This is a genomic window from Flavobacterium sp. W21_SRS_FM6 (assembly GCF_052119645.1).
Taxonomy (GTDB): Bacteria; Pseudomonadota; Gammaproteobacteria; order Enterobacterales; family Alteromonadaceae; genus Paraglaciecola.
The window spans coordinates 71503-97953 of record NZ_JBGQOM010000005.1 but is presented as its reverse complement, the minus strand read 5'-3'; the positions used below and the strand labels follow the sequence as shown (position 1 = coordinate 97953).

Here is a 26451-nt window from a genome sequence, read left to right as displayed (position 1 = left end):
TTCACATTAAGTAGAAGGTACACGAAAGTCCAATATAGATAGACTGGCCATCCAACAAGACAAAATCACGGCTCCCTTACCTCGTCTCGACAACATAAACGCGCGCTATTTCGCAATTTAACAGCAAAAGGTAAGCTCTCAGGGTCAATCCTAAGGGAGTCAATTTACAACAGGATTATTTTCTACAAGGTCAGCTCATGATGATTGGCAATGCTCAGAGCTTAAAACGATCACACTCATTCAAGGGCAGTACGCTCGGCTTTTTGCAATACCGTATTACTCGTGTTTTTATCAAATAAATCTGAATAGGCCAACGTGGCATGGGCGTGTTCTTTCATCAAGGCTTCGGCTCGTGCACCTTGACCATTAATCAAGGCATGGTAAATCGCATGGTGTTGCATATGCGCATAGTGTAAACGGCGATATTCTCTGCCTAATTGCTGAGGGTTAAACGCTAACGCACTCACCGAAGCAAAGGGCAAATGTTCGCTTAAGGCCAGCGCCGCTTTCACCGCATCGTTGCCACTAGCGGTAATGATTAAGTCATGAAAACGCATATTCATGTTGTGGTATTTTTCAATATCGTCTTCTACTAATGCGCCATTTTCAAACAGGAGGTCGCCAGCAGCTAAGCAAGTCTGCATTGCTTCCCGACAGCGTTGATCGAGGCTTTTTTCTGCGGCCTGTCTTGCTGCTAAGCCTTCAAGTACGCCACGTACCTCGATAGAGTCGCCTATTTGCGCAGCACTAAGATTTCTGACTTGATAACCTCGGCGAGGCAGTTTTTCAAGTAAACCTTCTTGTGCCAACGCACGAAAAGCAATCCGAACTGGTGTACGTGAAATGCCTAATCGGTCGGCGGTAGGTATTTCTGCTAAACGTTCACCGGCACTAAACTCACCTGAAATAATTTTGTCACGCAGTATTCGAACAACCGATTGCCCATCGCGAACCATACTTTCGCCCCCTAATTTAATGAATACACAATTCTTTGTCTAATCTCGTGTATGCAGTGTATTGGATCCAATTGTAAAAAGCAGCAGTAGCGCTCTGGTTAAATTAGCGCTCACAACTCAGTAAATCAAGGATTGGCATTCGTCACCTGCAATTTACTGGATCCAATTTATGCATTTTAACTTGATCTTTACTTATTTAATCGTATTATTGGATCCAAAGTTAATTATTTGTAAAAACCATGACTCAACAAACTTTCCCTCTCAACACGTGGTATGTCGCGTGTACTCCAGACGAAATAGAAACACAGCCTTTTGCCCGTAAAATTTGTAATATTCCTCTGGTATTTTTTCGTAATCAAGACAATGAAATCAAAGCGCTAGAAGATTTTTGCCCCCACAGAGGGGCAGCTTTATCTTTAGGTTTTGTCGAGAATGGCCAGTTAGTATGTGGTTATCATGGTTTACGCATGGAAGATAGCGGCAAAGTTGCCTCAATGCCGAATCAACGAGTAGAAAATTTCCCTTGCATTAAAGCGTATGCCACTGTCGAGCGTTACGGATTTGTGTGGTTATGGCCCGGTGACCAAGCCTTAGCAGACGATAAGCTTATCCCAGAATTAGAATGGGCTATTAGTGAGAACTGGGCCTATGGCGGCGGGCTCTATCATATTAACTGTGATTACCGCTTAATGGTTGACAACCTCATGGATCTGACTCACGAAACCTATGTCCATGCCAGTAGCATCGGGCAAAAAGAAATTGATGAATCCCCGGTTGCGACCAAAATGGAAGGCAAGCAAGTGGTGACAAGTCGTTTTATGGATGGGGTTTTTGCGCCGCCATTTTGGAAAAATGCACTCAAGGCCAACGACTTAGCAGATGATGTTTTAGTTGACCGCTGGCAAGTTTGTCGATTTGATTTACCTAGCCATATCATGATTGAAGTGGGCGTAGCGCATGCTGGTCACGGTGGCTACAACGCTCCGGCTGAAGTCAAAGCCAGTAGTGTAGTGGTTGATTTTATTACTCCCGAGTCTGACACTTCCATTTGGTATTTTTGGGGCATGGCGCGTAATTTTAAACCTCAAGACCAAAGCCTGACCGACTCAATTCGTGATGGTCAGGGTAAAATTTTTGCGGAAGATCAAGAGGTGTTAGAAAAGCAACAGCAGAATTTGCTTTTCTACCCAGACCGCCAAGTGCTTAAACTCGATATTGACGCCGGTGGTGTCATGGCTCGCCGTTTGATTGAGCGTGCGATTAAACAAGAACAAAACTCTGCTGCTTTAGCAAAGTAACCTTAGGTTAATGTCCCTTATGATTCACGTTACTGTAAGTGAAAAATCCGTCCTCAGCGACCGCATTTGTCGTTTATTGCTTTGTGCAGCTAATGGCCAAGAATTGCCTAAAGCCACACCCGGCGCTCATATCGACGTACATTTGCCTAATGGTTTAGTGCGTCAATATTCATTGTGTAATGAGGCAAAACGTAATGGCTACGAAATAGCCGTTTTAAACGAACCACAAGGCCGAGGTGGCTCTGCTTACATACATGAAAATCTAACTATTGGCGATAGTCTGCAAATCAGTGAACCGAAAAATTTATTTCCTTTAGACTCCAGTGCAAGACGTACCATACTGATTGCTGCTGGCGTGGGTATTACCCCCATTTTGAGTATGGCGGAACATTTGCTTCAAACTGGCGCAGATTTTACCTTGCACTACTGTACTAAAACTCCCGAACAAACGGCTTATTTGCAACGGATCACACATTCAGGTTTAGCTAAATTTAGTCATTTTCACTTCAGCCAAAACGGTAGAGTAAATCTCGCCCAAGTGATTACTGCGCCACAAGACGATCTGCATGTGTATGTTTGTGGGCCGAATGCATTTAATGATGCCGTAATTGAATGTGCTATCAGTAAAAACTGGCAAGGGTCGAATATTCATCGTGAGTATTTCAGTGCAGCGCCAATCGACCATAGTTCCGACGGCAGCTTTGAAATCGAAATTAACAGTACAGGTGATGTGTTCAATGTCCCCGCCAATGAGTCGATGCTTGAAGTATTGGAAGATAGGGGATTTTTCATTCCTGTTGCCTGTGAACAAGGTGTATGTGGAACATGTATTACCGGTTTACTCAGTGGTGAAGCAGAGCACAAAGATGTATTTATGACCCATGATGAGCATAGCAAAATGAATAAAATCACGCCCTGTTGCTCACGGGCCAAATCAAAGCGTTTAGTGCTCGATTTGTAATATTATTTAGGCGAGTGCTTTTGTAACTTGCGCTGTAAACTGCGCCTATGCATACCTAAGGCATCGGCAGTAAGGGTGACATTTCCTTGGTTTGCCAATAATACCCGTTGAATGTGCTCCCACTCAGCTTGCGCTTTGGTCATGGGCTTTGGCTCAGCCCCCGTCTGCGCTAAAGGTGTCTCTTGCAAACGCTCAATCAATTCCTGCAATCCGACGGGTTTGGCAATATAGTCGGTGGCGCCTCTGCGCATGGCTTCTACTGTAGTGGCAATACTGGCATAGCCAGTAAGCATAATCAGATGTTTGGGCGCAAATTTAGCTTTAAGCGGTGCAATGCCGTCAAGGCCTGAACCTTCAAGTAACATCATGTCTAAAAGTATGCCATGCACAACTTGTGCTGGTGCAGCTAGGGCTTGCTCTAATGATGTATACACACTTACTTGAAACTGCTCAGTGCGTTGTAAGCGGCGCTGCAACACTTCAATAAACGTCACATCGTCATCAATTACCAAGAGATTAAGCATCGGGTGATGGCTCTTGTACGGGCAAATTAATTGTCGTAATGATGTGTTTTCCTTGTTGCTGCCAGTTCACTTCACCGGCAAATTTTTCAAGAGTCGCATTACTCAGTACCGCGCCAATACCATGCCCCTTGGTACTGGGCGTAACCCGGCTGCCTAAAGCGGCAAGTGTTTCTTTTGACAAGGCCTCACCCTCATTGATAATTTTTATCGACCAACTTTTGTTTGATTGTGAGGCACTGATGCGCACCGCTGAGTGTTGCGCCAAACTTGCTGCCTCACAGGCATTGATGATGATGCTGGTTAGTGCTGGCAAGATAGTGCGGTCGGCATGGATAAGTGCTGTTCTGTTGTCATCTACTAACTGCCAATCAATAACTGATTCCGGCCGAGCGACGTGCATCAACTGTTGTAAAGATGACCACAACTCCTGTATTGAGTAAGCATGTAAACGTTTTTCTCGTACATCATCTGCAACCTCACGCCAATTCAGCAGATGCTGCTCGATGCGCTGAAATTGCTGTTCGAGACAAAGAATAAGGTCAGACTGAGGTTGTTGCTCTAGTACTTCCTCGAGTAATAAGCGGATTGATTGCACGGGCGTGGCGACATCATGACTTAATTGAGCGGCGGCAGTACCAATGGCTAATAATTGCTCATCCCGCAATTGTTTTTCGCGTAGGGTGTTGACTGTTTTTTCGCTTCGAAAAAGTAACACTCTAAAATACGCGACTAACACCGCCATCAATGCCGCGGTGAGAACAAAGCTACCAACCATCGCATAATAATGGCCAAGCATTTGCCCATGATGACTATGTTCAGACAACAAGGCTAATTGGGTCAATTGGGCAAGGATACTTAGCAACAACACCACAGTAGCATGGGTGTAAGGCAACAACATAAAGCCCAGCACCAAAGGCACTAATAAAATGGCGTTGAAGGGATTGGACGCTGCCCCATTGACCGCAATAAGCCCATTGATGGCCAAAATTTCGAATAATAATAGTGCCAACATCAGCCAAGGTGCAAAACGTATCTGGCGGCGCAGTGCCAACACAATCAATAACAACATAAGGATCTATCCCTAACATAGGTGGGGTGCAGAATACTTAAAATTGGTAGTTTAGGCCAAAATTAAATGAACGCCCCTCACCTACCAGTTGTTGAAATCCTTGAGAGGTGTCTTGTTTATATTCTGCGACTGAAACACCGCCTAATGGCATATGGTAATACTCGTCAAACACGTTAGTGATGGCAAAAGTCAGTCTCACGCTAGCGACTTCGATTTGACTTGTAAAATTGATCAAATGGTAACTGTCCGTGGGATTTTCAAGCCGGCTCTCATCTACGGAATCCTTTTCTGCGACCCATTGCCACACGAGAGCATGCTGCCAATCACCCCGTTCTTGTTGCAAGCTGAGTTCTGTTTGTAAGGGCTTGATTTGATATAAGGGCTCGTTGCTCCCATCCCTTTCACCATCAGTGGTGGTAAGCGTGGCATTTAGGCCAATTCGCCCCATGCTTGCGTTATTGACTAGCTGATAAGCTCCCTCAAATCGGGCACCGTACAAGGTAGCGTCTACATTACTAAATTGCAGAATATTTCGTTTCGTCAGCTCGCTGGCGCCATTGTTAAAACTGCCAATAAGCTCAACATCTACATAGTCTGAAACGTTGGTATACCAGAGCTTAGCACTGAATTTCCACTCATCGTTTTGAGCGCTTTTAGCAAAACGAACACTTGCCGTGTGCGCAGTTTCAGGCTGTAAATCGATTCTGCCAACATACCCATTTCCATCGCCAAACCAGCCAATCATAGTGGTGGCCATGGTGCTGCGCCCCCAACTGTAGCGTTCGTATAAATTTGGCGCACGGTTCTTACGAGCGAGACCAAACTCAAAAGATTCATGTGGGGATATTGAATAGCGGGATAATATACTGATATCCACTAGGGTATCACTTTGTTTTCGGTCAAGGGCGTTAAAGGCCATTGCAGCGCGTGCATTAACATCCATCATGCTGCCCATTCCTCCCATGCTCATGCCGTCGCTATAAGCTGCTACGTCCCCCGTATTGGTGCTAACGTGTTCAAGGCGAATGCCTGAAGATAGCCGCCAGTTTGCCTGCAACTGTTGTTCAAACTCAGCAAAAGCGGTAATACGTCGACGTTGACCAGCGTTAATATTGATATAATCGTTAGGCCCCATCATCATTGAACCTTCAACTGCGGGCCACCAATCATCAATCTGATAGTCATAGAAGGCATGGCCTAATATCAATCGTTGCTTGGCATTAAGATCAACACCCCATTGGAGTTGATAGCTCAGGTCTTTTGCATCCGTGTTCATAGGCATCATGCCGGTTTTTTCTGCACTGAAAAATCCCATTTCATGTTTAACGTGGTGCCAATTAAGCTGCGCCTCAAATTCACCTTGTGCTAATTGGCGCTGATACTGCGCAGTTAAGCCAACACTATTATTATCGGTCATGTCCATATATTGGTTAGGAAACCCTTGAAACGGAATAGACTGGTGCATTAATTTTATGGCAAGCTGCTGCGTATCGTCGCGCACTGCTGCGCTTAAGCTGTGATTTTGCGCACGATAAAGCGTATCTAGTACCTGCTGCCCCTGACCATCTTGATAACTGTTGGCATCATCAAAAGCCCCCTGATATTCAAGGCTTAGCCAAGTATTAGCGAAGCTTGTGCCCACACCTATCGATTTTCCTTGATTGTTGCTGCGGTACTGAGCTGACACATAAGCTGAACGCCAAGCAAGTTTTTCTTCATCATTATACTGCGGATTGATTGAATTAACGTGGATCACACCTGCAATATTATCGCCCCCCGCGCTGACCGGAGAAATTCCTGCTACCACTTCCAGAGCGTGCACCTGGTTCGCTGAAATATACGACAGTGGGGGGTTCATATGATTTGCGCACGCAGCGGTAATATCCGCACCATCGACTACAACCTTAACCCTATCTCCCATCATCCCATTTAAAATCGGTAAACTCGACATACCACCAGCGGCAGAAAAATCCACACCCTGCTCTTTTAATAGCGCGTCAACACTACCTAAGTAATGGTTAGTGTTGAGATGATTGCCGTGGACTTCAATGATATCCGTTTCATCGTCAGCGAACACGGATGAGCAGTAAAAAACCATAAGAGCAAGGGCAATGGGTGACAAAACGGGCGAATTAGAGGGATTAAAATGCGCAAAACCAGTAAATTTCATTAATTACCTTGATAACTGCAATGTATTAGGTGGCAGTATACAAAGGCACTTAAGTGCTTGAAATGCGGCAAATTGTCGCACCTAATAAGAGACAGCCATCTGGCCATTGATATCTTATCGGGCCGTCAGTCCCCCCAGCGTATTAGTCTTATGAATTCAGCATATAAAAAAGTAAATAGCGCGGTATGGAGCAGCAAAACCTGAGTATCAGGATTGCACTTTACACTAACAGGGGATAACAATGCGCAGTGTTGACATGCTAATTTTTCTCACATAATCAGGACTTAACTCGCCTATTTCAGTCCAAAATAGTGTGATGGCCCTGTCAATATGTGTAACCCAGTGGGTAAGGCTACCGTGCTTGAAGGCTATTCCCTTAAGTGCGGTCGACCATCCTTATGCTTTACAGTAAATTCAAGCCATTGGCAGCAGGTTAGCTAGCCTGAGTGTTGGCTAGCGCTGCGCCGTGCGGGCTTTACCCTTACGCCTTGGGATGGATCTGTTTAGGCCGGCATGTGAGAAGTGACAAAGCGATTCACTAGCCGACTGATGTTTGCGACAATAATTGGTCAAATACCTCATATTGCTTGTCTCTTACAGAGTCACACAGTTGGCAATAATCTTTGCTCCGTAAGTTGATAGATTGATTCTGTGACGCGTTAATTATTTCAATTTTAATACAGGCCAACAACTGATTGACCTTTGCCTTTTGCTCTTCGTTAGCGGGCAAACCACCGCGCCATGCCCTATCTGTGGTTTCGGTAATTTTTTGTTGTAAATGCGTAAGACGAATGCGCGCGGTATTGTTGCAAGCACCATCCAGTAAAACAGTGGTGCCCATCGTTTTGACTTGATCGATACACTCAAGGGCGACTAACCATTCGCACCACAGCACCCGATTATTTTTGATGCCGCTCAATTTTAAACGAGTCAAACCATGACCAAGGGCAATATCGTCAATTAAATACAGTACATTCTGGATCAATGAGTTGTGTTGCAAGACATTGTTATCCGCCGAGTGTGATGGAAAGTTTTGGCTTAATTTGGCCCAATGTTCGCTGATACTTAACCACAATTCATTAGCGAGGATCTTATTGTTTTTTTGCAATATGTCATCAATATTAAGCTTAATGTCTTGTTGAATATGCTTAATTTCACTGTCTAACTCCGGCTCGTTTTGCACATAATGAGCAACCATACTTCGATGTTTTTGCAATAAATTTAGCAACAAACGCAGTTGTTGAAGATAACGCAATCCTTCTCTTTGCAGCGTGACTTTATCTTTGGCTCTGTAATGTTTATAAAACAGTATCAGCAGAGCCGCGAATAATAGGCCAATTAACATCATCCATAGGTGAAACATAACAGCACTTTCTCCTCGTTTGTTTAGGTTTGTCAGTCGATAACTAGCCGGGGTACCACCCTGCTTTTACTAGATACAACAAGGTGCTTATCTCCTGTACAGATAAAGGTTTAAGCAAAAGCTAGGGGCAGAACAAAAGCCAAATCGAAACTCGATTCATCATCCCCTTTACGACTGATTAGTGCAGCAGGTTTTATGCCATGAGGAACTAAATTATTCTTTGCCTTACAAAGCTCGTTCTTAAGCCTTAAGTAAAGGAAATGAGCGGATGTATTGGCGCCATTGTTGGGCAACGATGCCTTAGCGACTGTAATACGCACCAAGCCAGTGCGCAAAATTTACCAAGAAATGCGCAAACAGTTTAGCGTAGCTGATTATCGGTCGTCGGTTTCACAGGCAAGAGTAAAGCTCTGAGTTTTCTAAAGGGAGTCAATACGATGATGTTGCCACTCAAGACTAAAATAAAACCTAAAAATGAGTTGGCTTGTAGTACAAATCCTTCAAATAAGATGCTTAATACCACGGCCACAACTGGAAATAACACCACGGTATAACTGGCTTTTTCTGGGCCGATGTCTTTTATCAAAATAAAATAAAATGCAAAAGCCAATACAGTACCAAAAACACTTAAATACAATAAGGAGCCCACATAAGCGGCCCGTGTATCGAAACTGAATTGCCCGCCACTTAACATCACATACACTGACAAAAAGCCGGCCGCATATAACATGCCCCACGCATTACCCTGCAATACGCCGATGTTACGTTGTGAATTTCGCACGCTCGTCATGTTACCCAGTGACGCGATCATGGTGCCTCCAATTGACAAGCCCAAACCGATCATGGCTTCGCTAGACATATCAAAGACTTTAATGTCCTGCCAAAACAAGGCAACAATACCGGCTAAGCCAAGGCCTGCGCCCACAAACATTCGCGGAGCAATGGCTTTACCAAAAAATAAGCGATTATTGACAATATTCATCAGTAACAAAGTTGAAAAAGCGATAGACGTCATGGCGGAAGTTAGATGAGCCTGCGCCCAATACAACATCAAGTAATTACCACCAAAGTTACATACTGCTAGGCATATAAAAAACAAATGATCTTTGGCTTCGTACTTTAAAGGAAGTTTTTTAATAAGGCAGTAGGCCCACATTAAACCGGCTGCAATGGCAAAACGGTAAACCAAGGACGCTTCAGGCGCTACCACGCCTAGTTGAAATTCGATAGCGAGCCACGTTGAGCCCCAAATTAAAACTGTCAAAACATATAACAAGGTACTGCGCATTAATGAGCTCTCACCACCAAAATTCTGGACCGGGATTGTACTATAAGATGGGCCTTAAACACCCACCTCTTCATGTCGAAATTAACGTTTAAACTTCGTCTCCAAAATTACAGAGGAATTGGTGCGCTCTACCCCTTCGAGGTTACCAATATCGTCTAATAATTGACTTAATTGTTCCAAAGATTGAGCTTGAACCACTGCAATAAGATCAAACTCACCACTTATTGCATATAGCTCGGCTATCTGACTGATTAAACGCAATTGGCTATTGGTTTTTGCCGTGAGCTTTTGCCTGACTTTAATTGCGACGTGTGAACAAACGAGTTCACTTAAGTACTGACTACCAAACTCCACTGAATACCCTTTGATCACGCCTGTTTGCTCTAATTTAGTTAAACGATTTTGCACCGTTGAACGGGATAAATTGAGGACTCTGGCCAGATCAGAGATCGTCGCTCTGGCATTACTCCGTAATATCGAAATCAGTTGTTCGTCTTTATCATTTATCATTTTGCACATTAATTTGGTTAATTTGCTTTATTTTACTGTCAATTTAACCAGTTTAACACTGCAAATTTACCTTCGTTTCATGAACAATAGGGACTGCTCAATCGCAGCATAATTAAATAGGTAAGCTACTTTCATGCACATAATTAGACCCATTCGCTCAGATGATTTCAGCGCTTTGCAGCAAATAGCTATTGAGTCGGGTCACGGTTTTACGTCTTTACCGCAATGTGACGAGCAGCTTGGCGCAAAAATTCAAGCAGTAGAAAATACCGTGAATAATCTGAATCCGGTAAATCACGATGGCAGCTATTTATTTGTGCTAGAAGATACAGACAGCAAAGAAATTCTCGGCACCACGGGCATAGAAGCGTCTGTTGGCATGACCTCCCCCCTGTATCACTATCGGCTTAGCAATATCAAACAATGCTCAAAAAATTTGGGGGTAAATAAACTCGTTAGTACCCTTAATGTGTGTAATGACTATCATGGTGCCACTGAGATCTGCACCTTGTTTTTACGTGAAGCCTACCGTAAGGGTTTGGCTGGCCGATTGCTGTCAAAGATCCGTTTTTTATTTATGGCGCAGCATCCACAGCGATTTTCATCTACCGTCATTGCAGAGATGCGCGGTGTCAGCGACCAGCATGGCAAGTCACCTTTTTGGCAATGGTTACAAGAACACTTTTTTGATATTGAATTTAATGACGCAGTGCACTTAGTTGGTGTAGGCGAAAAACACTTTATCTCTGAGTTAATGCCAAAACATCCCATTTATGTCAGCTTACTCAGTCAAGCGGCCCAAGCAGTCATCGGGCAAGCTCACGATAATACGGTTCCTGCCTTACGCTTATTGCAACAAGAAGGCTTCGCACATAAGGGGTATATTGATTTATTTGATGCAGGTCCGACGGTCGAAGCCCAGCTAAATGAAATACGCAGTGTCAATGACAGTATCACCGCTACCGTTAATATCGCTGATGTAAGCAGCAACGACAATATTATGCTGTGTAATACCAAGGTTTGCGATTTTCGTGCCACGGTCTCCAATCAGGTAAGTTATGATGATAAAAGCCTTGTTTTGACTATTAGCCCAGAAATCGCAGAAAATTTGCTGCTAGCAAACAATGATCTAGTCCGATTTTTAACCCTTTAATTGACTCATTCGGGTCATTGCAGCTTTTTCAAAGCAGTGAGTAGGCTGCCTAATGACTTACTCAATGTGCAATATCATAAAATACATGATGACATAGTGAATAAATAAGCAGGCTTTGGTTGACTCTCAGGTGGCATTATATTTTATTGGCTCAATAAAATTAATTGAGAGCCGACAGCGCAATGCGAAGCCGATATTATTTACTCCTACCCCTTTTTTTATTGAGTTGCACGATGCAGTCACAAAAAAACGTTGAAGCCTCCCCCAGGCCCCTATCCTCTTTTGAGGAGTTTGCCCTTTATAGCGGCACCATTCCCGGATCCATTTCAACGGCTAATTTAGAATACGTGCGTGAAGCAGCCCATCCTGACGCATTTATAATGAATGTGACACATCCCAGCATACGAGCCTATATCCCTAATCCCCAAATAGCTAATGGAACCTCAGTGATCATTTTACCTGGAGGGGGTTATGCAGGTGTGTCGATTGTAAAAGAGGGGTATCAAGTCGCAGAACGCTTGCGCGAACTTGGCGTGACGGCCTTTGTCTTAAAGTATCGTATGCCCTTAGCACAGAGTATGCAGGATAAAACCACAGGTCCATTACAGGATGCTCAGCAAGCGATTCATTGGGTTAGGAGCCAAGCGCCAAAATGGCATTTAAATCCACATAAAGTAGGTATCATGGGCTTTTCTGCCGGCGGGCATTTGGCAGCATCTGCGGCAATATTATATAAGCAAGCAATCAATCCGGCTCTTGAGGGGGAAAACCTGCGACCAGATTTTCAAATATTAGTCTATCCAGTTATCAGCTTCGAGCAAGAAATCACACACCTAGGCTCAAGAGACAAACTCATTGGACCACAACCCAATCCTCAGCAAGTCCAACATTATTCAATTGAAAAACAAGTGAGTGATTCAGCTCCCCCAGCGTTTATTGTTCATGCCGGAGATGATGTCGCAGTGCCGGTAGAAAACTCACTTTCTTACTATAGGGCCTTACACAAGCGCAAAATCTCTACTCAAATGCTGATTGTCCCTAGCGGTGGTCATGGTTTTGGCTTGCGCAATGAATATGATTGGTTTGCTAATTTAGGAGAATGGTTAGGCAATATGGGGCTATTGTAAGCGCCCCTATCACTGCTCTATTGGTCAGCTTTATCTGTCTGACAAACTGGCTGGGCCACTTTCTTCCTATCAGTAAGCAGATGTTGCTGGGTGTCGAGGACATTTTCATCATGGGGCGCGAGAATTAGTGCTTGTTTGATGAGCGATTCGGCCTGTGCAAAACACTGCAATTTACCGAGTGCATAAGCATAATTATTTAAATATGACACTTCATGTTTGCCATAATTTTCACCCTGTGCAAACCACTTTACCGCTTCTTGAGGGTCGTGAGCTAGATAATGATTGGCCAATAAAAAATACGATAGCCAATAATCTGGCCATTGTTTAATTGCACTTTTTAGGGCCTCAATCCCTGCCTCACTTTGACCTGTATCGAGTAGATCCTGACAGGCTTTTGTATAGACAAAGGGGGCGAGTAATGGATCCGTCGATGTAGGAGGTAACATAGCCAACATCCAATACTGGCCACGTTGCCAAGTGCGCTCGAAGGTTGCCAGGTTGAGGGTATGAAAAGCGGTTACCCCACTGTGTAACGTCACTTGCTGCGTATCTAAATCATATCCAATCACAACCGCATAGTGCCACTGTGGAAACAAATTGATACTGTTGTTTTGTAGTACTATAACCGGCACGTTATTCGCCACTAAACTAAGGAGTAGAGCTAAGTCACCTTGTTGAGCATAGGCAACCATACCTAATTGACGAGTCGCTGCCACCATTTCAATTTGTAGACTTCCATCCAAACCAGGCACAAATGTCATAGGTGCGATTTGTTCTGGGCTTACCTCTCTCCCATAAAAATTAGCGACTTCCGACAAGGTTGTTGGTCCACAAAAATATTGCTGTTGAGGATAGAAAGGCATGGTTTCAATGAGATGTTGCTTGTTAATTGCAGGCGGACTTTGCAATAAAGACTGAGTTTGCGGCGGAGTTTGGCACCCTGCTAAAAAAATAAAGCTGACCATCAGGCCAGCTACTATTCTGAGTTGTTTAACCATCGGCGATTAAATAGGACGGATAAACGGATAGACGTCGGTGATCCCCATAAGGTCGAGTACCGCTACCACGACTAATACAGTCACAATAGTACCGATTATGCCACCAGCGGGCATGTCGTTCATTTGTTGATTGAAAGTAATGAGCTCTTCGTTGGTCATATTTTCAACACGCATTTTTGCTTCTGCAGGGCTAACACCCAAGGTGGTTAATTTTTGCTGTACTTCTGCACTGTCTACTAAATTTAAAACTTGTTGTTTATTGTATTGGTACTGTTGGCTAGAAATCGCTTGGTCTGAGCTATACACACCAGCACTGGCATGTCCGGCGCTTAACAATAAAAACGTGGTGGCAATTGTGGTTTTTAAACGTGTTTTCATAATGAAGTTATCCTATTAATTGTTGTTTTAAGTCAAGTTGGTAAGGCCTGACACTGCTCAAAAAACGCGAATGCAGATACTTAGGAGTAAGCAAAAAGGTTTCCATGTTTGTAATAGTGGCTACAGCCCTTGCAATTAAAGGTTTGGCTGACTGTTAATCATAAACAGCAAGATAAATCGACAGGACACATCTGCAAGATGTTCTATCGATCATGTAAAGATTACATAGTTAATCGCCTCGTAACGCAAGCTATTTACGAGAGTTGTGACACATCTCTGATGGGTGCTTCTTCAAATTGCCAGTCCAGCAAATGAATATCAAGTGTGAGTTTGGTCACACCTACTCATGGGTAACATTAGCGCAACAATGATTAAAAAAGCCGCCTAAGAAGAGGCGGCTTGGTAAAGGTAGCAATTGGCTTTAGCTTTCAGATTGACGCTCTCTTTGCTTTTTACCGCGTTTTTCACGCTTCTCTTGCATCAACTTAAGTTTATCCAATTGTTCGGGTGTTAGGATCTCTTGCATTTTAGCTCGTCGTTCAGCCATGACTAAAAACCGAGCTCGTGCTTGCTCTGCCCTTGCATCAGCAAGCTGACTTAGGCTATCGGCGTAGTCATTGGCGTTTGGGTCAAGATCTGCCAATTTCATCATCACAGAATCGTCACGATTCTTTTGCGAACGTCCCTCTTTCGACTCCTGTTTAAGCAATTTAAATTGCTCAATTTGCGCTTCACTTAAATCAAGCACCTTAACTAATTTATGCAAAGGCATTGGGCCATCGCCTCTGTGGTCTCGATTTCTATCACCATGCTCTTTGGCAAATGCCGAGCTAGCCACACAAGCACTTAATAAAATAACTGATATAAATTTCTTCATTTTAAATTCCTCTATCTGGTTAAGGGATAACCAAGATTTTATGTAATTGGTCATCAGCGAGACAAAGTATGCATCGAACAATCGATAAGTAGGGTTAAGCTAGTGTAAAGTTAGGTAAAGTTCAGTTTTTGCACGCAAAATAACGATTACACTGCCCACATGAAAAATGAAAAACCCCAAATACTATTAGTCGATGACGACAAAACCCTTTGTGCTTTATTGCAAGAATATCTGCAAGAAGATGGTTTTGATGTGACCAGCTTGCATTCTGGCGATGAGGCCATTGCGCGTTTAATCCAGCACACTGAATTTGATACGGTCGTGCTAGATATCATGATGCCCAAGGTTTCTGGGCTTGATGTACTTAGAACTGTGCGCGCCAAAAGTAAAGTTCCCATTTTGATGTTAACCGGCCGAGGGGATGATATCGATCGAATCGTTGGTCTGGAAATGGGCGCTGATGACTATTTAGCGAAACCCTGCAATCCTAGAGAGTTGGCAGCACGTATACGGGCCATTTTACGTCGCACCCACCAAGAGCCACTAAGCAACAATCAACACTATCAGTTACATGGTATTGTGCTTGATAGTGGTTCTCGCTCGGTGTCGGTTAATGGCCAAGTCGCAGTCTTTACCAGTGCAGAATTTAATGCTCTGCGCTTTTTAATGGAGCATGCCGGCCATGCCATCAGTAAACAAGATATGACCTTAGAAGTGCTCAATCGCCAATTAGACGCATATGACAGAAGCATGGACGTCCATCTCAGCCGCATACGGCAAAAACTAGCTGCAATGGGTGTGGTTGATGTGATTAAGTCGGTTCGTGGTATGGGATACCAAATGCTTACCGAACGTGTAGAAGATTAACATGCTGCAAGCGCTTCATCATTGGACTAACGATCTAGTCAATACTTTGGGTTTTAAACGACTATTCTGGCGTATTTTCATTGCGTTTTGGTTAACGAGCATGTTGGTTATGTTTGCAACAGGTTTTGTTATGGTGAATAGCTTTTCATCAGCAGAGGCTCATCAACGGTATATTGCTGAGGTCACGACCCAAGCCGAAAGAATGGTGTGGCGCTACGAAAACGATGGTTTTAGTTCGGACAAGCTGGCAAGTAAAATCAAACAGTGGGAGCAAAAACAATCAGGTCGCAGCGAACGCCTTATCCCCATGCGAATTGTCGATAAAAACCAGCATACTATTTACCGATATCGATTAAAAAAGGAGAATATCGACGAACTAGAACAAGTGAGCGTTTTAGGCCCCTCTAATATTGAATATCAGGTTTATGTAGCCGAGCCAGAGCCGCCTAGGATTTTTAAACAAGTCCTGTTCAGATTTCAATCGCTTCAGTTTGTTTTTATTTTGTTTGCTTCAGCCCTTGTCAGTGCCTTATTAAGTTGGAGTATTGTGGCCCCGCTGAAAAGCTTGGGTATTTTTAGCCGTCGTTTTGCCAACCAACAACAAGTAACTGAACTGCCGAGTAAGTTATTACAACGAGGCGATGAATTGGGCGCTCTCGCCCATGATATTGACTACATGGTAAAACAGACGCAGAAAACCGTATTAGCTCAACAACAACTGCTGCATGATGTATCTCACGAGTTACGCGCCCCGCTGGCCCGCTTACAAGTTTCTGCTGCATTAATTGAACAAAAAATGCCTGAAAATAGGCATGCATTACAAATAAATAGTGACTGTGTACGCATTGATCAATTGATCCAGCAAATCCTCAATTATTCTAAGCTTGAGCAAGATCAACAAAGTGCCCAGCGTTTCGATATACAACAACTTTGTCTACACGTTATTGAAAATATGGCTGTGCAATACCCAGACGTGCCCATTAAATTTGATTCAGCCCTGAGTGAATGTGAAATTAAAGGATTTCCAGAAGCCTTTCATCAAGCCTTAGGCAATATTATCGGCAATGCATGCAAATATTCTCCTACCGCCAAACCGGTAGAAGTCAGCCTTGCTAGAGAAAATAATGAAGTGACTCTGTCAATTCGCGACCACGGTGAAGGAGTGGATGAAGCGGAATTAAGCCAGCTGCTACGCCCTTTTTACCGCGCAGGTAATCACATGCATACGCCTGGGTTTGGTTTAGGCTTAAGTATTGCTGCAAGAGCTATTAACAAACATCAGGGTCAATTACAGATGGAAAATCAACGAGAAGGCGGACTACTCGTGACTATCACTGTCCCAGTACTGTAAGCCTGCGACAATGAGCCTTTGTGTATTGAAGAAGACAAACATGCCCAATGACAGATCACATCGACAAAGCGATGAGATCTGTCGATGTGGTCTGTCGATATGAACTAGCGATAAGATCTGCCATTGAGTTTTGTGGATTATCAATTAATCAACTAACTGATAGTCGTCGCGTAAAATCTGAATAATTTCGACTTTTGGATTAGTGCTCAACTCAATTTTTTTACCGGTGATTTTTTCAGCTATGTCAATATAAGTGCGAGACACATCCATTAACACTTCTAGAGGTAAGGCGTTATTACAGGCCAAAGCTTCACGTTCAGCCATGCGCTCTTTATTCAGTAGAATGTCTGGATCAGGAAAATGCTTTAACAGTAACTGCCTAAACCCTTCTTTTGAGTTTTCAACGATCTTACCTTGTTGGTATTGCTCAGCATCCCAAATTCGCGATGAATCCGGTGTACCGACCTCATCCATATAAATAAGTTTATCGTTGCCTTGCAGATCTTTGACATAACCAAATTCGAATTTGGTATCAACAAAGATTTGTCCAATGTCTGACAGAGCACTGGAGATAAGGTTAAATCCCTCACGCAGCAGTTTTTCATACAAGCTGATATCGGCAATTTTAGCGAAATTAAATGCGCCATAATGCTTAACGATATCGTCGCGGGTAATATTAACATCATCAGCTTCAGGCACACCGGGTATGCCTGTTAGTATGCCTTTCGTTGAAGGCGTAAATAATAGCTCATTTAACTTTCCGTCTTTCACTAGGCCTTCAGGTAAGGTAATACCGCAAAAATCACGTTCGCCTTTTTCATAAGCGCGCCACATTGAGCCGGTAATATACTGGCGACAAATCGCTTCTATACGCACAGGTTGCGCTTTTTGCACGATCCAAACAAAGGGGTGAGGAATATCAAGGATATGGCTTTCAGCCAAACCCTGTTGTTTAAATTGGCTGAACCAATGGTTTGAAATTGCGTTTAACGCAGCGCCTTTACCTGGTACCCCCGCCAAACCATCTTCACCGTGCCAAATGCAATCAAAAGCAGATATCCGGTCACTAATAACCATGATTGCTAAGGGTGTATCGAGGGGCACATTATATGATTTTTGTTGAATTAAACGCCGGCTATCAGCCTCAGTTAACCAATATACCGACCTGACTTTCCCGCTATGCACAGGTAGCGCTGTTCGGATCGGTAAATCGTTGTTAACCGCTAAAATTCTATCACTGTATGGCATGGCCGAAATCACTCTTATTGAAGGCATAGTGTCTTTCTATGCAAGTTAAAACTGAATCAATCAAAAACAAAAAGCACCTAGCATGATGCTGGGTGCTTTATTACAAAACATTAAAAGCTAAATGAATCTACCTGCTCGCTAGGCGTGACCGGTTTTAAATGTCTAGGTCGTCTGCCGCCATGGTACGTGAAATTGTCGGAAACAGGTCGGTCATTTTATTAGCAGGAAAAGCTTTGCTTTCATCATCAAGTAAAGTGATCGATGTTTTCTCACCCAAATCTTCTACTTTAATTCGATAATCTTCGGTTTTTAAATCAAGTGCGTATTCGTCTTTAGACCACAGATTACTCCACCACCCGCCTTCAGAGCCATTATATTTTACAAATAATAGGCCATTTGACTTGTCGTAATCTTTCACGTCAAAACCAAGTTTTCTAAGCACAAGTAACAAACGCGGCCAAGCAATATCATACTCAGCATCAACCACATAAGCCGATTCACCATCGCTATCGAAACCTAGCTCCATCACTAAACCTTGACGTATTTTTTGAATACGCTGTGCCGTTGCTAAACGAATTTCACGTTCATAATGGTCGATAACTTGATTAAGAATTTCAACTTCTTGGCGACGTTCATCAGCCGAGGTGAGAAGCTCTGGACCCTCTGTTGTTTTTCTTTCTTTGTAATCAACTAGATCCACACTCAAAGAGGCAATACGCCCATGAGGCTTTAAATCTAAATTAAACTCAAAACGCTGCCCGATACTGCGCTCTGATTTAGACCAGCTGTACCAGCTATCGTCTTCTTCACCTTCGTTAATGATCATCCAGTCAGAAATAAGCTGTTGTTTTTCTTTGTCGAATGACTGAACGCCAATGCCTTGGCTTTCTAAGAAGGCTAATAAAGAATTCCAAATAGTCGTATCAAGTGCTTGGCTATCGTCAATTTTGTCGAACCATACCGTGGCGGCTTTGGAGCCCTCTTCTACATGTGAACCGGTCACTAAGGGCAGTACTAAGGCTGGTGATAAAATACTGAGTTTTTCACCAACGATGTTGCGTGGTGCCTCTTTGCCTAAAGCTGGTAGCTTATAGGTATCATTAAAATTTGGTGTATCGATATCAGCAGGTATTTTAATTTGTTGGCCGGGTTCATTTTTTAAATACGCAAAGCCACCGCTCGCCACTTCTCTATCTTCTACTGAGCTGCAAGCAGTTAAAATGGCTAACGAAACCACACTGCCAGCAAAAAACTTAAGTGTCATGCTATCTCCTTAAAATAATACGCCAGAACTGCGCATGACTTGTTCAATATGTTGTTGACTCTCTGGTTCTGACTCAACCAAAGGTAGTCGTAAAAAAGCAGATTTCATCAGTCCCATTTTATACAGGGCCCATTTGGGCATCACTGGATTTGGCTCAATAAATAATGCTGTGTGAAGTGAGGCTATCTTGTTGTCTATTTGTTGCGCTAATGAGTAATCACCGGCGAAAGCAGCCTCACACATCTGTGACATTTGTTTTGGCACTAGGTTCGCTGTTACTGAAATTACTCCGTGACCACCGGCCGCTAAAAAAGCACAACCCGTTTGATCATCGCCACTGAGCAATAAAAAATCTTCAGGTACAAGCTTTTGGGTTTCTTTTAAACGAACTAGGTCGCCAGTGGCATCTTTTAAGCCAACAATTTTAGGATGTTTAGCCAGCTCAGCCACAGTTTCAGGCAACATATCGGTGACGGTACGACCTGGTACGTTGTACAAAATAACGGGTAAGTCGGTGGCATCTGCAATGGCGTTAAAGTGTGCAACTAAACCACGCTGCTGGGGTTTGTTGTAATAAGGAACCACACTCAAAAAACCGCTTATTCCACTGTCAGCCAGCTGTTTGCTTAAAAAGATAGCTTCGTCAGTGGAGTTGGCGCCACTGCCTGCGATCACTGGAATTTTGCCTTGGGCAAATTCAACGACTCGTTTAACTACTTCAATATGCTCATCAAAAGGTAAGGTGGCCGACTCGCCTGTCGTACCAACAGCTACAATGCCGTGCGTACCGTTTTCAATATGAAAATTAACCAATTTTTGTAGAGATGAATAATCGATTTGTCCATGATCATCCATTGGGGTAACGAGTGCTACATAACTACCAGTAAACATGCCTTCTCCTAAATTTTTCGCGCCTAATGGTAAAGACCTAACCCGTTAAAAACAAGCAATGAATTAGGCTTTCGCTGCTTAATAATTGAAACTGGATCAATCAAGGTATTTTCAGGTATGTTATAGGCATAAATAGCTTGTTCAAAAAGATTAAATAATGAGTCAACAGCTTGTAGTGACTATCTTGGGAACCGACAAATTCGGTATGTTAAGTGCCATCGCTGATACCGTCTGCGATGTGGGATGTAATATTCTTGACAGCCGTCAGGCCGTTTTTGGTCAAGACTTTTCGCTCACCATGATAATTGAAGGCAGCCAAGCCGCTATTGCTAATGCCGAGTTTTCCATTGCACAAACGTGTCAAAAACTGGAGTTATTGTGTTTATTGAAACGCACTAAACGCCATTGCAAACAAAATTTAGAGCATATTGCTGACGTAGTCATCATGGGTGAGAACGCCACCGGTGTTATTAAAAAAATAACCGGATTTTTCGCGCAATTTACCATCTCGGTTAGTGCATTTCGTTTAAAAACGGCCAAAAACCCACATGACTTAAATGTAAGTCCGGATCAAATGACCTGTAAAATGGTGGTATCAATTCCCCATCATATCTCGGTAGCAGAAGTTGAATTGGCCTTTCAGGGTTTATTGACAGAGTTAAATTTACAGGGTTCGATTAAACAAAATCACTAAGGGCTGCGTAAGTAAGCGACTAAGTGATTCACCATTCTATAAAATAGGAAATATCATGCAAATGTTACAAGCAGGCGATAACGCCCCCGCTTTTTCACTTCTAAATGAAAACAATCAGACCGTATCGCTTCGCGAATTGGCCGGCAAAAAGGTATTAATGTATTTTTATCCAAAGGCCATGACGCCGGGTTGCACGATTCAAGCACAGTGTTTGCGCGACAACATTGGTGAACTTGAACAACACAATGTCGTGGTGTTTGGAGTAAGCCCTGACGCCGTTAAACGATTACCAAAATTTATTGAAAAAGAGCAGCTTAATTTTTCACTGCTATCAGATGAAGATCACAGTGTAGCTGACGCCTTTGGTGTATGGGGGCCGAAAAAATTCATGGGCAAAGAGTTCGACGGTATACACCGCATTAGCTTTTTAATTGATGAGCAAGGCACTATCGAAAAAGTGTTCGATAAATTTACCACCAAGAATCATCACGAAGTAGTATTGACTTATTTAAGCAATAAGTAATTGCAAAAAAGGACAGCCATGGCTGTCCTTTCACTGTTAACCTACTGTGTTTTTATTGCTCGAGCAAAGGTGTATCTTGCTCAGGTAAAGGTTTAGGGCCTGACCACGCATTAATTACCGCCTTCACAAGGGTCGCTAACGGAATAGCAAAAAACACGCCCCAGAATCCCCATAAGCCGCCAAAAAATAGCACAGCAATGATGATATAAATGGGATGCAAACTGACCGCTTCAGAAAACAAAATAGGCACCAAGGCGTTGCCATCTAGGGCTTGAATAATGCCGTAGGCAATCATTAGATACCAAAAGTCAGGTGTTAAGCCCCATTGAAATAGGGCCACAATAGCAACCGGGATGGTAACAACAGCCGCTCCGATATAAGGTATCAAAACCGAGAAGCCTACCAAAACGCCAAGGAGTAAGGCGTAACGCAAATCCATAAACGCAAAGGTTATGGCTGAAACTACGCCAACAATCAGGATTTCGATGACTTTGCCACGAATGTAATTGGCAATTTGTGCATTCATTTCAGAGCCAACTTGCTTAATTAATCGACGCTCTGAAGGTAACAAACTAGAAACGTTTCTCACCAGTTCATCTTTGTCTTTCAACATGAAAAACACCATGAGCGGCACAAGAACAAGGTATATTAAGAGCATACCCAAATCGCCCAAAGAACTAAAAGAGGCAGAAACCAATTTCTCTCCAAACACGACTACCTTCTCGTTTACGCCATCTAGCATATGCTGAATATGGGTAACCTGAATAAAATCAGGATAGGTATCAGGCAGGTGAATCAACCAATCTTGGCCTCCAGCCCAAATTTGGGGCGTCTCTTTGATAAGGTTAATACTCTGCTGAGTGACCACTGGCACGACACCAATAAAAGTTAAGATTGAGATACTGATAAAAGCGAGCATGACTACACCAGTAGAAATACTGCGTGACAAGCCTAATTGGTTTAATTTGGTTACTGGCCAATCAAGCAGATAAGCAATGACAGCAGCAACAATGGCAGGCATTAAAATTCCGCCCCACACTAATAGCAATAAAGACGAAACCAATAACATGATGAGCAACATGGCAGAATCAGGATCAGAAAACTTTCGTTTATACCAACGCTCAAAAACGTGAAACATTTATATTCCTTGTTGTTCGCAGATTAAATTGAATTAAAAACACTTGTTAAAATATAAACAAACACCACTATCTTACCGTGCTACTGAATAAAATCATAAGCATTCACATTGCTAAAAAATGGATTCACTATTTAGCCAAAGTTCAATACATGATTTTGATCCAGTCCCCTTAACAGCCCTGTCTGAATTCGGCTAATCGTCAGAAATATGGCTAAATTATTAATACCAGCTTGGTTTAGCCTTGTGCTAACTACTTCCTTTGTATAAGGTCGTGATGCAATAGATTAACATCATATTCAAGCTTAAATAAGGCGGGCAAATCACTATTTTAGTTACGCTTGGTAACAGCTTGAAATGAACTAATACAGGACTACAGCGTTCAAAAGTAGCAAAACAAGATGTGTTAACCAATTCGCATCCTTTGGATAAAATAACTAGACCAATTAAATGATAAAAAGAAGACATAAGTTAAACCTCATCTCGCTCAGTTTTTTGCTCGGTATTGGCTTTACTAGCCATGCAGATAACAAAAAAAATCAGTTACCTGAAATTGGCGTAGTTGCCTCTAGTGCAATCAGTTTAGATAAAGAGTTGCTTATTGGTGATGCTTTGATGCGTCAACTCAGAGGTCAAGGACCGGTAATTAGTGACCCCTTGTTGGATGAATATATTCAGGATTTAGGCAATCGCTTAGTTGCGCAGGCAGATGACGTTAAATTTAGTTTTAAATTTTTTATTTTAAATAGCCCAGAGATAAATGCATTTGCCTTTTTTGGTGGTCATGTAGGTATTCACACCGGATTAATATTTAATGCCAAAAATGAATCTGAGCTAGCCTCAGTTTTGGCTCACGAAGTCACGCACGTTACACAACGGCACATTGCAAGAAGTATTGAAGAAAGACAGAAGTCATCCCCCTTACAAATCGCCTCTTTGCTCGGCAGTATTTTATTGGCCGTCGCCAACCCAGAAGCGGGTATGGCGGCTATTTCCGCCAGTAGTGCAGCATCGCAGCAAGCATCGATAAATTATACTCGGCAAAATGAGAAAGAAGCTGACCGAATCGGCATTCGCATTTTGGCGCAAGCCGGATTTGATCCTAATGGCGCGAGTGATTTCTTTTCAACCTTAACTGAAAAAAACCGTTTAAAATCGAGTAGTTTAGCCTTTTTACAAACTCACCCCTTACCTGAGTCTCGCGTTGCCGATGCGCGCAGCAGAGCGCTAAGTTACAACACTGGACCGGTGCCTGAAAGTTTGCGCTTTCATTTGGCCAAGTCGAGAATCATTGCGCGCTATTATGCTAAACCCCAATACAATATCGAATATTTCACCGCGAGTTTAGACAAGCAAGCTTATGTGTTTAAAGAAGCCGCTGAGTACGGCTTGGCTTTATCTTATTTAGCCAATGAACAATATAGTCAGGCACAAGACATTATCTTACGGTTGCTAGAAAAAGACCCCAGCAATCTATTTTACTTAGATGTGTATACCGACATTGCCATTGAAACTAAGCAATTTTCAGCGGCCATTTCGCGACTAACCAATGAGCTAGCCCATGCCCCTAGAAACCAAGTATTGGTGCTCAATTTAGCTAACGCGCTGATTAAAGATAAACAATATGCCAAAGGCATCAGCCTGTTGAAGGACTTTTTATTAATCAACCCCAATTACTTGTTGGCTTACGAACTGCTCGGTGATGCATATCGCGGCAACCAACAACCACTGGAAATGCATCAAGTCAAAGCGGAAATTTTTGCCCAATTAGCGGCTTACCCTAGAGCCATAGATGAGCTGCAAAGTGCCTATAATTTTGCAGATACTAAACAACTCGAAAAACAAAGAATTCGTGCCAGAATCGAACAATTTAGAGACGCCCAAGAGAAATTAAGAGCCTTGTAGTTGGTCAATAAGCTGTTTTAAGCTAGCGGCGCTTTGCTCCCCTTTAAGTTCTATGGCTACTTGCCCCTGCGGATTAATAATGATGGTATGGGGTAATACTGTAGGCGCTTGTGGCCAAAGCACAGCTTCAATGTTGATTAGAATGGGAAAAGCGATTTGGTAAGTATCTCGAAGCTCAGAGAGCTCTTCTTTGCTCAGTGGGTCAAAACTGATAGCAAAGATGGGTATATCTTGGTTCTCTCGATGAAAGCGGTTTAATTCTGGAATTTCTCTGAGGCAAGGGGCACACCAGCGCGCAAAATAGTTGACCACTACCCACTGCCCGTTGAAGTCCTGCCATTGATAGGCCTCACCATCTAAGGTAACAAAGTCTTTTTTCATGGTCCAATTAGCCAATATGCCCGTACCTAGAGCTAAAATAGCTAAAGCTGCCCACTGCCATTTTTTCATTGTTTATTGTGTCTCCGTTTTGTTGTATTGAGAAAATACAGGTTACAATGGCGTTTTTATACTAATAATCGTAATGCTTATGTCTGAACTTATTATTTACCACAACAATCGTTGCTCAAAAAGCCGTCAAACCCTTCAGCTGTTAGAACAACAAGGGCTGAGCCCTAGTGTCATTGACTATCAAATTACGCCACCAAACCATAGTGAGTTGCAAACCATTATTCAACAGCTTGGTTTTAGTAGTGCGAGACAACTGATGCGTAAAGGGGAAGCAGTATACAAAGAATTGGGCTTAGATGAGGAGAGTGTAAGCGAAGCACAATTAATAGACGCAATGGTCGCCAATCCAAAACTGATTGAACGGCCAATCGTATGCTATCAAGGTAAGTCAGTGCTGGGTCGTCCACCCGAAAACGTGCTTAGCCTAGTATGAAAAAAGATATATTAGTACTTTATTACAGTCGACATGGTGCGACTCAGGCCATGGCAAATAAAATTGCTTTAGGGGTGGAACAAGCCGGTTTACAAGCAAGGTTACGCACGGTACCCGAAGTTTCTAATAATCTTGGCGCCTTACATTCAAGTGTGCCTGAAACAGGTGACCCTTATGTTAGCTTAGAGGACTTAGCCGAATGCGGCGGTCTTGCGCTGGGCAGTCCTACACGTTTTGGCAATATGGCCGCTCCGCTTAAGTATTTTTTAGATGAAACCAGCAAAGAGTGGTTAGCTGGTGTATTGCAAGGTAAGCCTGCCTGCGTATTTACCTCAACTGCCAGCATGCATGGCGGTCAAGAAACAACCTTGTTAAGCATGATGTTGCCACTCCTGCATCACGGTATGCTAATTTGTGGATTACCCTACTCGCTGCCAGAATTGCACACCACAAAAACTGGCGGCAGCCCCTACGGCGTAAGCCATTTAGCCGAAAAGCACGCGCCAAACAAATTAAGTAGTGAAGAAATTACCTTGTGTATCGCTCAAGGTAAACGTTTAGCCTCTATTGCCAGTCAACTAGGATAATTAATGAAATTTGATACGCTGTTCTATCGCCGATTAACCCTGAGTAGTTATTTTTTACTGCTTGTTTGGTTAGTCATTTGGCATTTCTTCTTAACACCTGATAAAGCCACGTCGACTCTGTTTACTGTCATATTATGGATAGTGCCTATCTTGTTACCCATCAAAGGCTTAGTGCAGGGCAAACCCTATACGCATGCGTGGACCAATTTTATCGTGATGTATTACTTACTGCATGGTTTGACGGCCGTTTATGCCGTTGAAGGAGAAAGACTTTATGCCCTGGTTGAAATTGTATTGTGTAGCGCACTTTTTACTGGGTGTAGCTTTTATGCTCGGCTACGAGGCCGTGAACTAGGTTTAGGTATTCGTAAACTCAAAGAAGAATTGGCTGAAGAAAAACAAGCATTTGAGCAAAACAGACGAGGTTAAAC

General features: G+C 43.0%; 27 protein-coding genes. 12 read left to right on the top strand and 15 right to left on the bottom strand.

The annotated features are described in order from the left end of the window. Positions 1–236: 236 nt before the first annotated feature. Complete coding sequence (locus tag ACEN2L_RS10130) at positions 237–956, bottom strand: GntR family transcriptional regulator (protein ID WP_441743507.1); 720 nt, start codon at positions 954–956, stop codon at positions 237–239. Positions 957–1195: 239 nt separating this feature from the next. Here ACEN2L_RS10130 and ACEN2L_RS10125 point away from each other — a divergent pair, with 239 nt between their 5' ends. Next, the gene (locus ACEN2L_RS10125; protein ID WP_441743506.1) at positions 1196–2254 is read left to right on the top strand and encodes a Rieske 2Fe-2S domain-containing protein; all 1059 of its coding nucleotides are present in this window, start codon (positions 1196–1198) and stop codon (positions 2252–2254) included. 19 nt (positions 2255–2273) lie between these two features. Next, a complete protein-coding gene (locus ACEN2L_RS10120) occupies positions 2274–3215 on the top strand; it encodes a PDR/VanB family oxidoreductase (RefSeq protein WP_441743505.1) in 942 nt (313 codons plus the stop codon). Between the two features lie 2 nt (positions 3216–3217). Here the strand turns inward: ACEN2L_RS10120 and ACEN2L_RS10115 are convergent, their stop codons facing one another. The 6 genes from ACEN2L_RS10115 to ACEN2L_RS10090 all read right to left on the bottom strand — a co-directional run bounded on the left by ACEN2L_RS10115 (position 3218) and on the right by ACEN2L_RS10090 (position 10139). Continuing rightward, positions 3218–3739, bottom strand: a complete 522-nt coding sequence (locus ACEN2L_RS10115; protein ID WP_306020231.1) for a response regulator transcription factor — start codon at positions 3737–3739, stop codon at positions 3218–3220. Next, on the bottom strand, positions 3732–4808 hold the full coding sequence (locus tag ACEN2L_RS10110; RefSeq protein ID WP_441743504.1) for a sensor histidine kinase: 1077 nt from the start codon (positions 4806–4808) through the stop codon (positions 3732–3734). The genes ACEN2L_RS10115 and ACEN2L_RS10110 overlap by 8 nt, the downstream gene beginning before the upstream one ends. Positions 4809–4845: 37 nt before the next feature. Then, positions 4846–6978: a TonB-dependent receptor plug domain-containing protein gene (locus ACEN2L_RS10105; RefSeq protein ID WP_441743503.1), complete on the bottom strand. Its 2133-nt coding sequence runs from the start codon at positions 6976–6978 to the stop codon at positions 4846–4848. A 538-nt stretch (positions 6979–7516) separates the two neighbouring features. Then, on the bottom strand, positions 7517–8341 hold the full coding sequence (locus tag ACEN2L_RS10100) for a hypothetical protein (protein ID WP_441743502.1): 825 nt from the start codon (positions 8339–8341) through the stop codon (positions 7517–7519). A 361-nt stretch (positions 8342–8702) separates the two neighbouring features. Then, the gene (locus ACEN2L_RS10095; RefSeq protein ID WP_441743501.1) at positions 8703–9629 is read right to left on the bottom strand and encodes a DMT family transporter; all 927 of its coding nucleotides are present in this window, start codon (positions 9627–9629) and stop codon (positions 8703–8705) included. 81 nt (positions 9630–9710) lie between these two features. After that, positions 9711–10139 carry an Lrp/AsnC family transcriptional regulator gene (locus ACEN2L_RS10090; protein ID WP_306020225.1) on the bottom strand — a complete coding sequence of 143 codons (429 nt, stop codon included), beginning with the start codon at positions 10137–10139 and terminating at the stop codon, positions 9711–9713. A gap of 133 nt (positions 10140–10272) precedes the next feature. Here ACEN2L_RS10090 and astA point away from each other — a divergent pair, with 133 nt between their 5' ends. Together astA and ACEN2L_RS10080 are read left to right on the top strand one after the other, a co-directional pair. After that, positions 10273–11292 carry an arginine N-succinyltransferase gene (gene astA / locus ACEN2L_RS10085; RefSeq protein ID WP_441743500.1) on the top strand — a complete coding sequence of 340 codons (1020 nt, stop codon included), beginning with the start codon at positions 10273–10275 and terminating at the stop codon, positions 11290–11292. 233 nt (positions 11293–11525) lie between these two features. Then, positions 11526–12419 (top strand): alpha/beta hydrolase, encoded by an 894-nt coding sequence (locus ACEN2L_RS10080; RefSeq protein ID WP_441743499.1) that lies wholly within the window; start codon positions 11526–11528, stop codon positions 12417–12419. A 17-nt stretch (positions 12420–12436) separates the two neighbouring features. Here the strand turns inward: ACEN2L_RS10080 and ACEN2L_RS10075 are convergent, their stop codons facing one another. The 3 genes from ACEN2L_RS10075 to ACEN2L_RS10065 form a co-directional block, all read right to left on the bottom strand. Next, positions 12437–13384 carry a PA2778 family cysteine peptidase gene (locus ACEN2L_RS10075; protein WP_441743498.1) on the bottom strand — a complete coding sequence of 316 codons (948 nt, stop codon included), beginning with the start codon at positions 13382–13384 and terminating at the stop codon, positions 12437–12439. A 39-nt stretch (positions 13385–13423) separates the two neighbouring features. Next, on the bottom strand, positions 13424–13795 hold the full coding sequence (locus ACEN2L_RS10070) for a PA2779 family protein (RefSeq protein ID WP_441743497.1): 372 nt from the start codon (positions 13793–13795) through the stop codon (positions 13424–13426). Between the two features lie 421 nt (positions 13796–14216). Beyond that, entirely contained in the window at positions 14217–14672 is a 456-nt protein-coding gene (locus tag ACEN2L_RS10065; RefSeq protein WP_441743496.1) for a Spy/CpxP family protein refolding chaperone, read from the bottom strand. A gap of 159 nt (positions 14673–14831) precedes the next feature. Between ACEN2L_RS10065 and ACEN2L_RS10060 the strand changes: the two genes are divergently transcribed. Together ACEN2L_RS10060 and ACEN2L_RS10055 are read left to right on the top strand one after the other, a co-directional pair. Then, complete coding sequence (locus ACEN2L_RS10060) at positions 14832–15539, top strand: response regulator transcription factor (RefSeq protein WP_441743495.1); 708 nt, start codon at positions 14832–14834, stop codon at positions 15537–15539. A gap of 1 nt (position 15540) precedes the next feature. Next, on the top strand, positions 15541–16890 hold the full coding sequence (locus ACEN2L_RS10055) for a sensor histidine kinase (RefSeq protein ID WP_441743494.1): 1350 nt from the start codon (positions 15541–15543) through the stop codon (positions 16888–16890). Between the two features lie 144 nt (positions 16891–17034). On the opposite strand, the gene ACEN2L_RS10050 is transcribed toward ACEN2L_RS10055, so the two are convergent. The 3 genes from ACEN2L_RS10050 to dapA form a co-directional block, all read right to left on the bottom strand. Next, on the bottom strand, positions 17035–18165 hold the full coding sequence (locus ACEN2L_RS10050) for a phosphoribosylaminoimidazolesuccinocarboxamide synthase (RefSeq protein WP_441743493.1): 1131 nt from the start codon (positions 18163–18165) through the stop codon (positions 17035–17037). A gap of 127 nt (positions 18166–18292) precedes the next feature. Next, positions 18293–19402 (bottom strand): outer membrane protein assembly factor BamC, encoded by a 1110-nt coding sequence (gene bamC / locus ACEN2L_RS10045; protein ID WP_306020213.1) that lies wholly within the window; start codon positions 19400–19402, stop codon positions 18293–18295. 9 nt (positions 19403–19411) lie between these two features. Next, positions 19412–20293 carry a 4-hydroxy-tetrahydrodipicolinate synthase gene (gene dapA, locus ACEN2L_RS10040; protein WP_306020211.1) on the bottom strand — a complete coding sequence of 294 codons (882 nt, stop codon included), beginning with the start codon at positions 20291–20293 and terminating at the stop codon, positions 19412–19414. A 157-nt stretch (positions 20294–20450) separates the two neighbouring features. Between dapA and ACEN2L_RS10035 the strand changes: the two genes are divergently transcribed. Both ACEN2L_RS10035 and bcp read left to right on the top strand, forming a co-directional pair. Then, positions 20451–20987: a glycine cleavage system protein R gene (locus tag ACEN2L_RS10035; protein ID WP_441743492.1), complete on the top strand. Its 537-nt coding sequence runs from the start codon at positions 20451–20453 to the stop codon at positions 20985–20987. Positions 20988–21042: 55 nt separating this feature from the next. Beyond that, the gene (bcp, locus tag ACEN2L_RS10030; RefSeq protein WP_306020209.1) at positions 21043–21510 is read left to right on the top strand and encodes a thioredoxin-dependent thiol peroxidase; all 468 of its coding nucleotides are present in this window, start codon (positions 21043–21045) and stop codon (positions 21508–21510) included. Between the two features lie 52 nt (positions 21511–21562). On the opposite strand, the gene ACEN2L_RS10025 is transcribed toward bcp, so the two are convergent. Then, on the bottom strand, positions 21563–22648 hold the full coding sequence (locus ACEN2L_RS10025) for an AI-2E family transporter (RefSeq protein ID WP_306020208.1): 1086 nt from the start codon (positions 22646–22648) through the stop codon (positions 21563–21565). A 447-nt stretch (positions 22649–23095) separates the two neighbouring features. Between ACEN2L_RS10025 and ACEN2L_RS10020 the strand changes: the two genes are divergently transcribed. After that, positions 23096–24550, top strand: coding sequence for a beta-barrel assembly-enhancing protease (locus ACEN2L_RS10020; protein ID WP_441743491.1), 1455 nt, complete (start codon positions 23096–23098; stop codon positions 24548–24550). Here ACEN2L_RS10020 and ACEN2L_RS10015 read toward each other — a convergent pair. Next, positions 24536–25000 (bottom strand): TlpA family protein disulfide reductase, encoded by a 465-nt coding sequence (locus tag ACEN2L_RS10015; protein ID WP_441743490.1) that lies wholly within the window; start codon positions 24998–25000, stop codon positions 24536–24538. The two genes, ACEN2L_RS10020 and ACEN2L_RS10015, sit on opposite strands and share 15 nt — an antisense overlap. 79 nt (positions 25001–25079) lie before the next feature. Between ACEN2L_RS10015 and arsC the strand changes: the two genes are divergently transcribed. From arsC to ACEN2L_RS10000, 3 genes are read left to right on the top strand one after another with little or no spacing between them, the layout of a single operon-like run. Next, positions 25080–25433 (top strand): arsenate reductase (glutaredoxin), encoded by a 354-nt coding sequence (arsC, locus tag ACEN2L_RS10010; RefSeq protein WP_441743489.1) that lies wholly within the window; start codon positions 25080–25082, stop codon positions 25431–25433. Further along, positions 25430–26020: an NAD(P)H:quinone oxidoreductase gene (wrbA, locus tag ACEN2L_RS10005; RefSeq protein WP_306020205.1), complete on the top strand. Its 591-nt coding sequence runs from the start codon at positions 25430–25432 to the stop codon at positions 26018–26020. The genes arsC and wrbA overlap by 4 nt, the downstream gene beginning before the upstream one ends. A 3-nt stretch (positions 26021–26023) precedes the next feature. Further along, complete coding sequence (locus ACEN2L_RS10000; RefSeq protein WP_306020204.1) at positions 26024–26449, top strand: DUF2069 domain-containing protein; 426 nt, start codon at positions 26024–26026, stop codon at positions 26447–26449. Positions 26450–26451 lie beyond the last annotated feature (2 nt).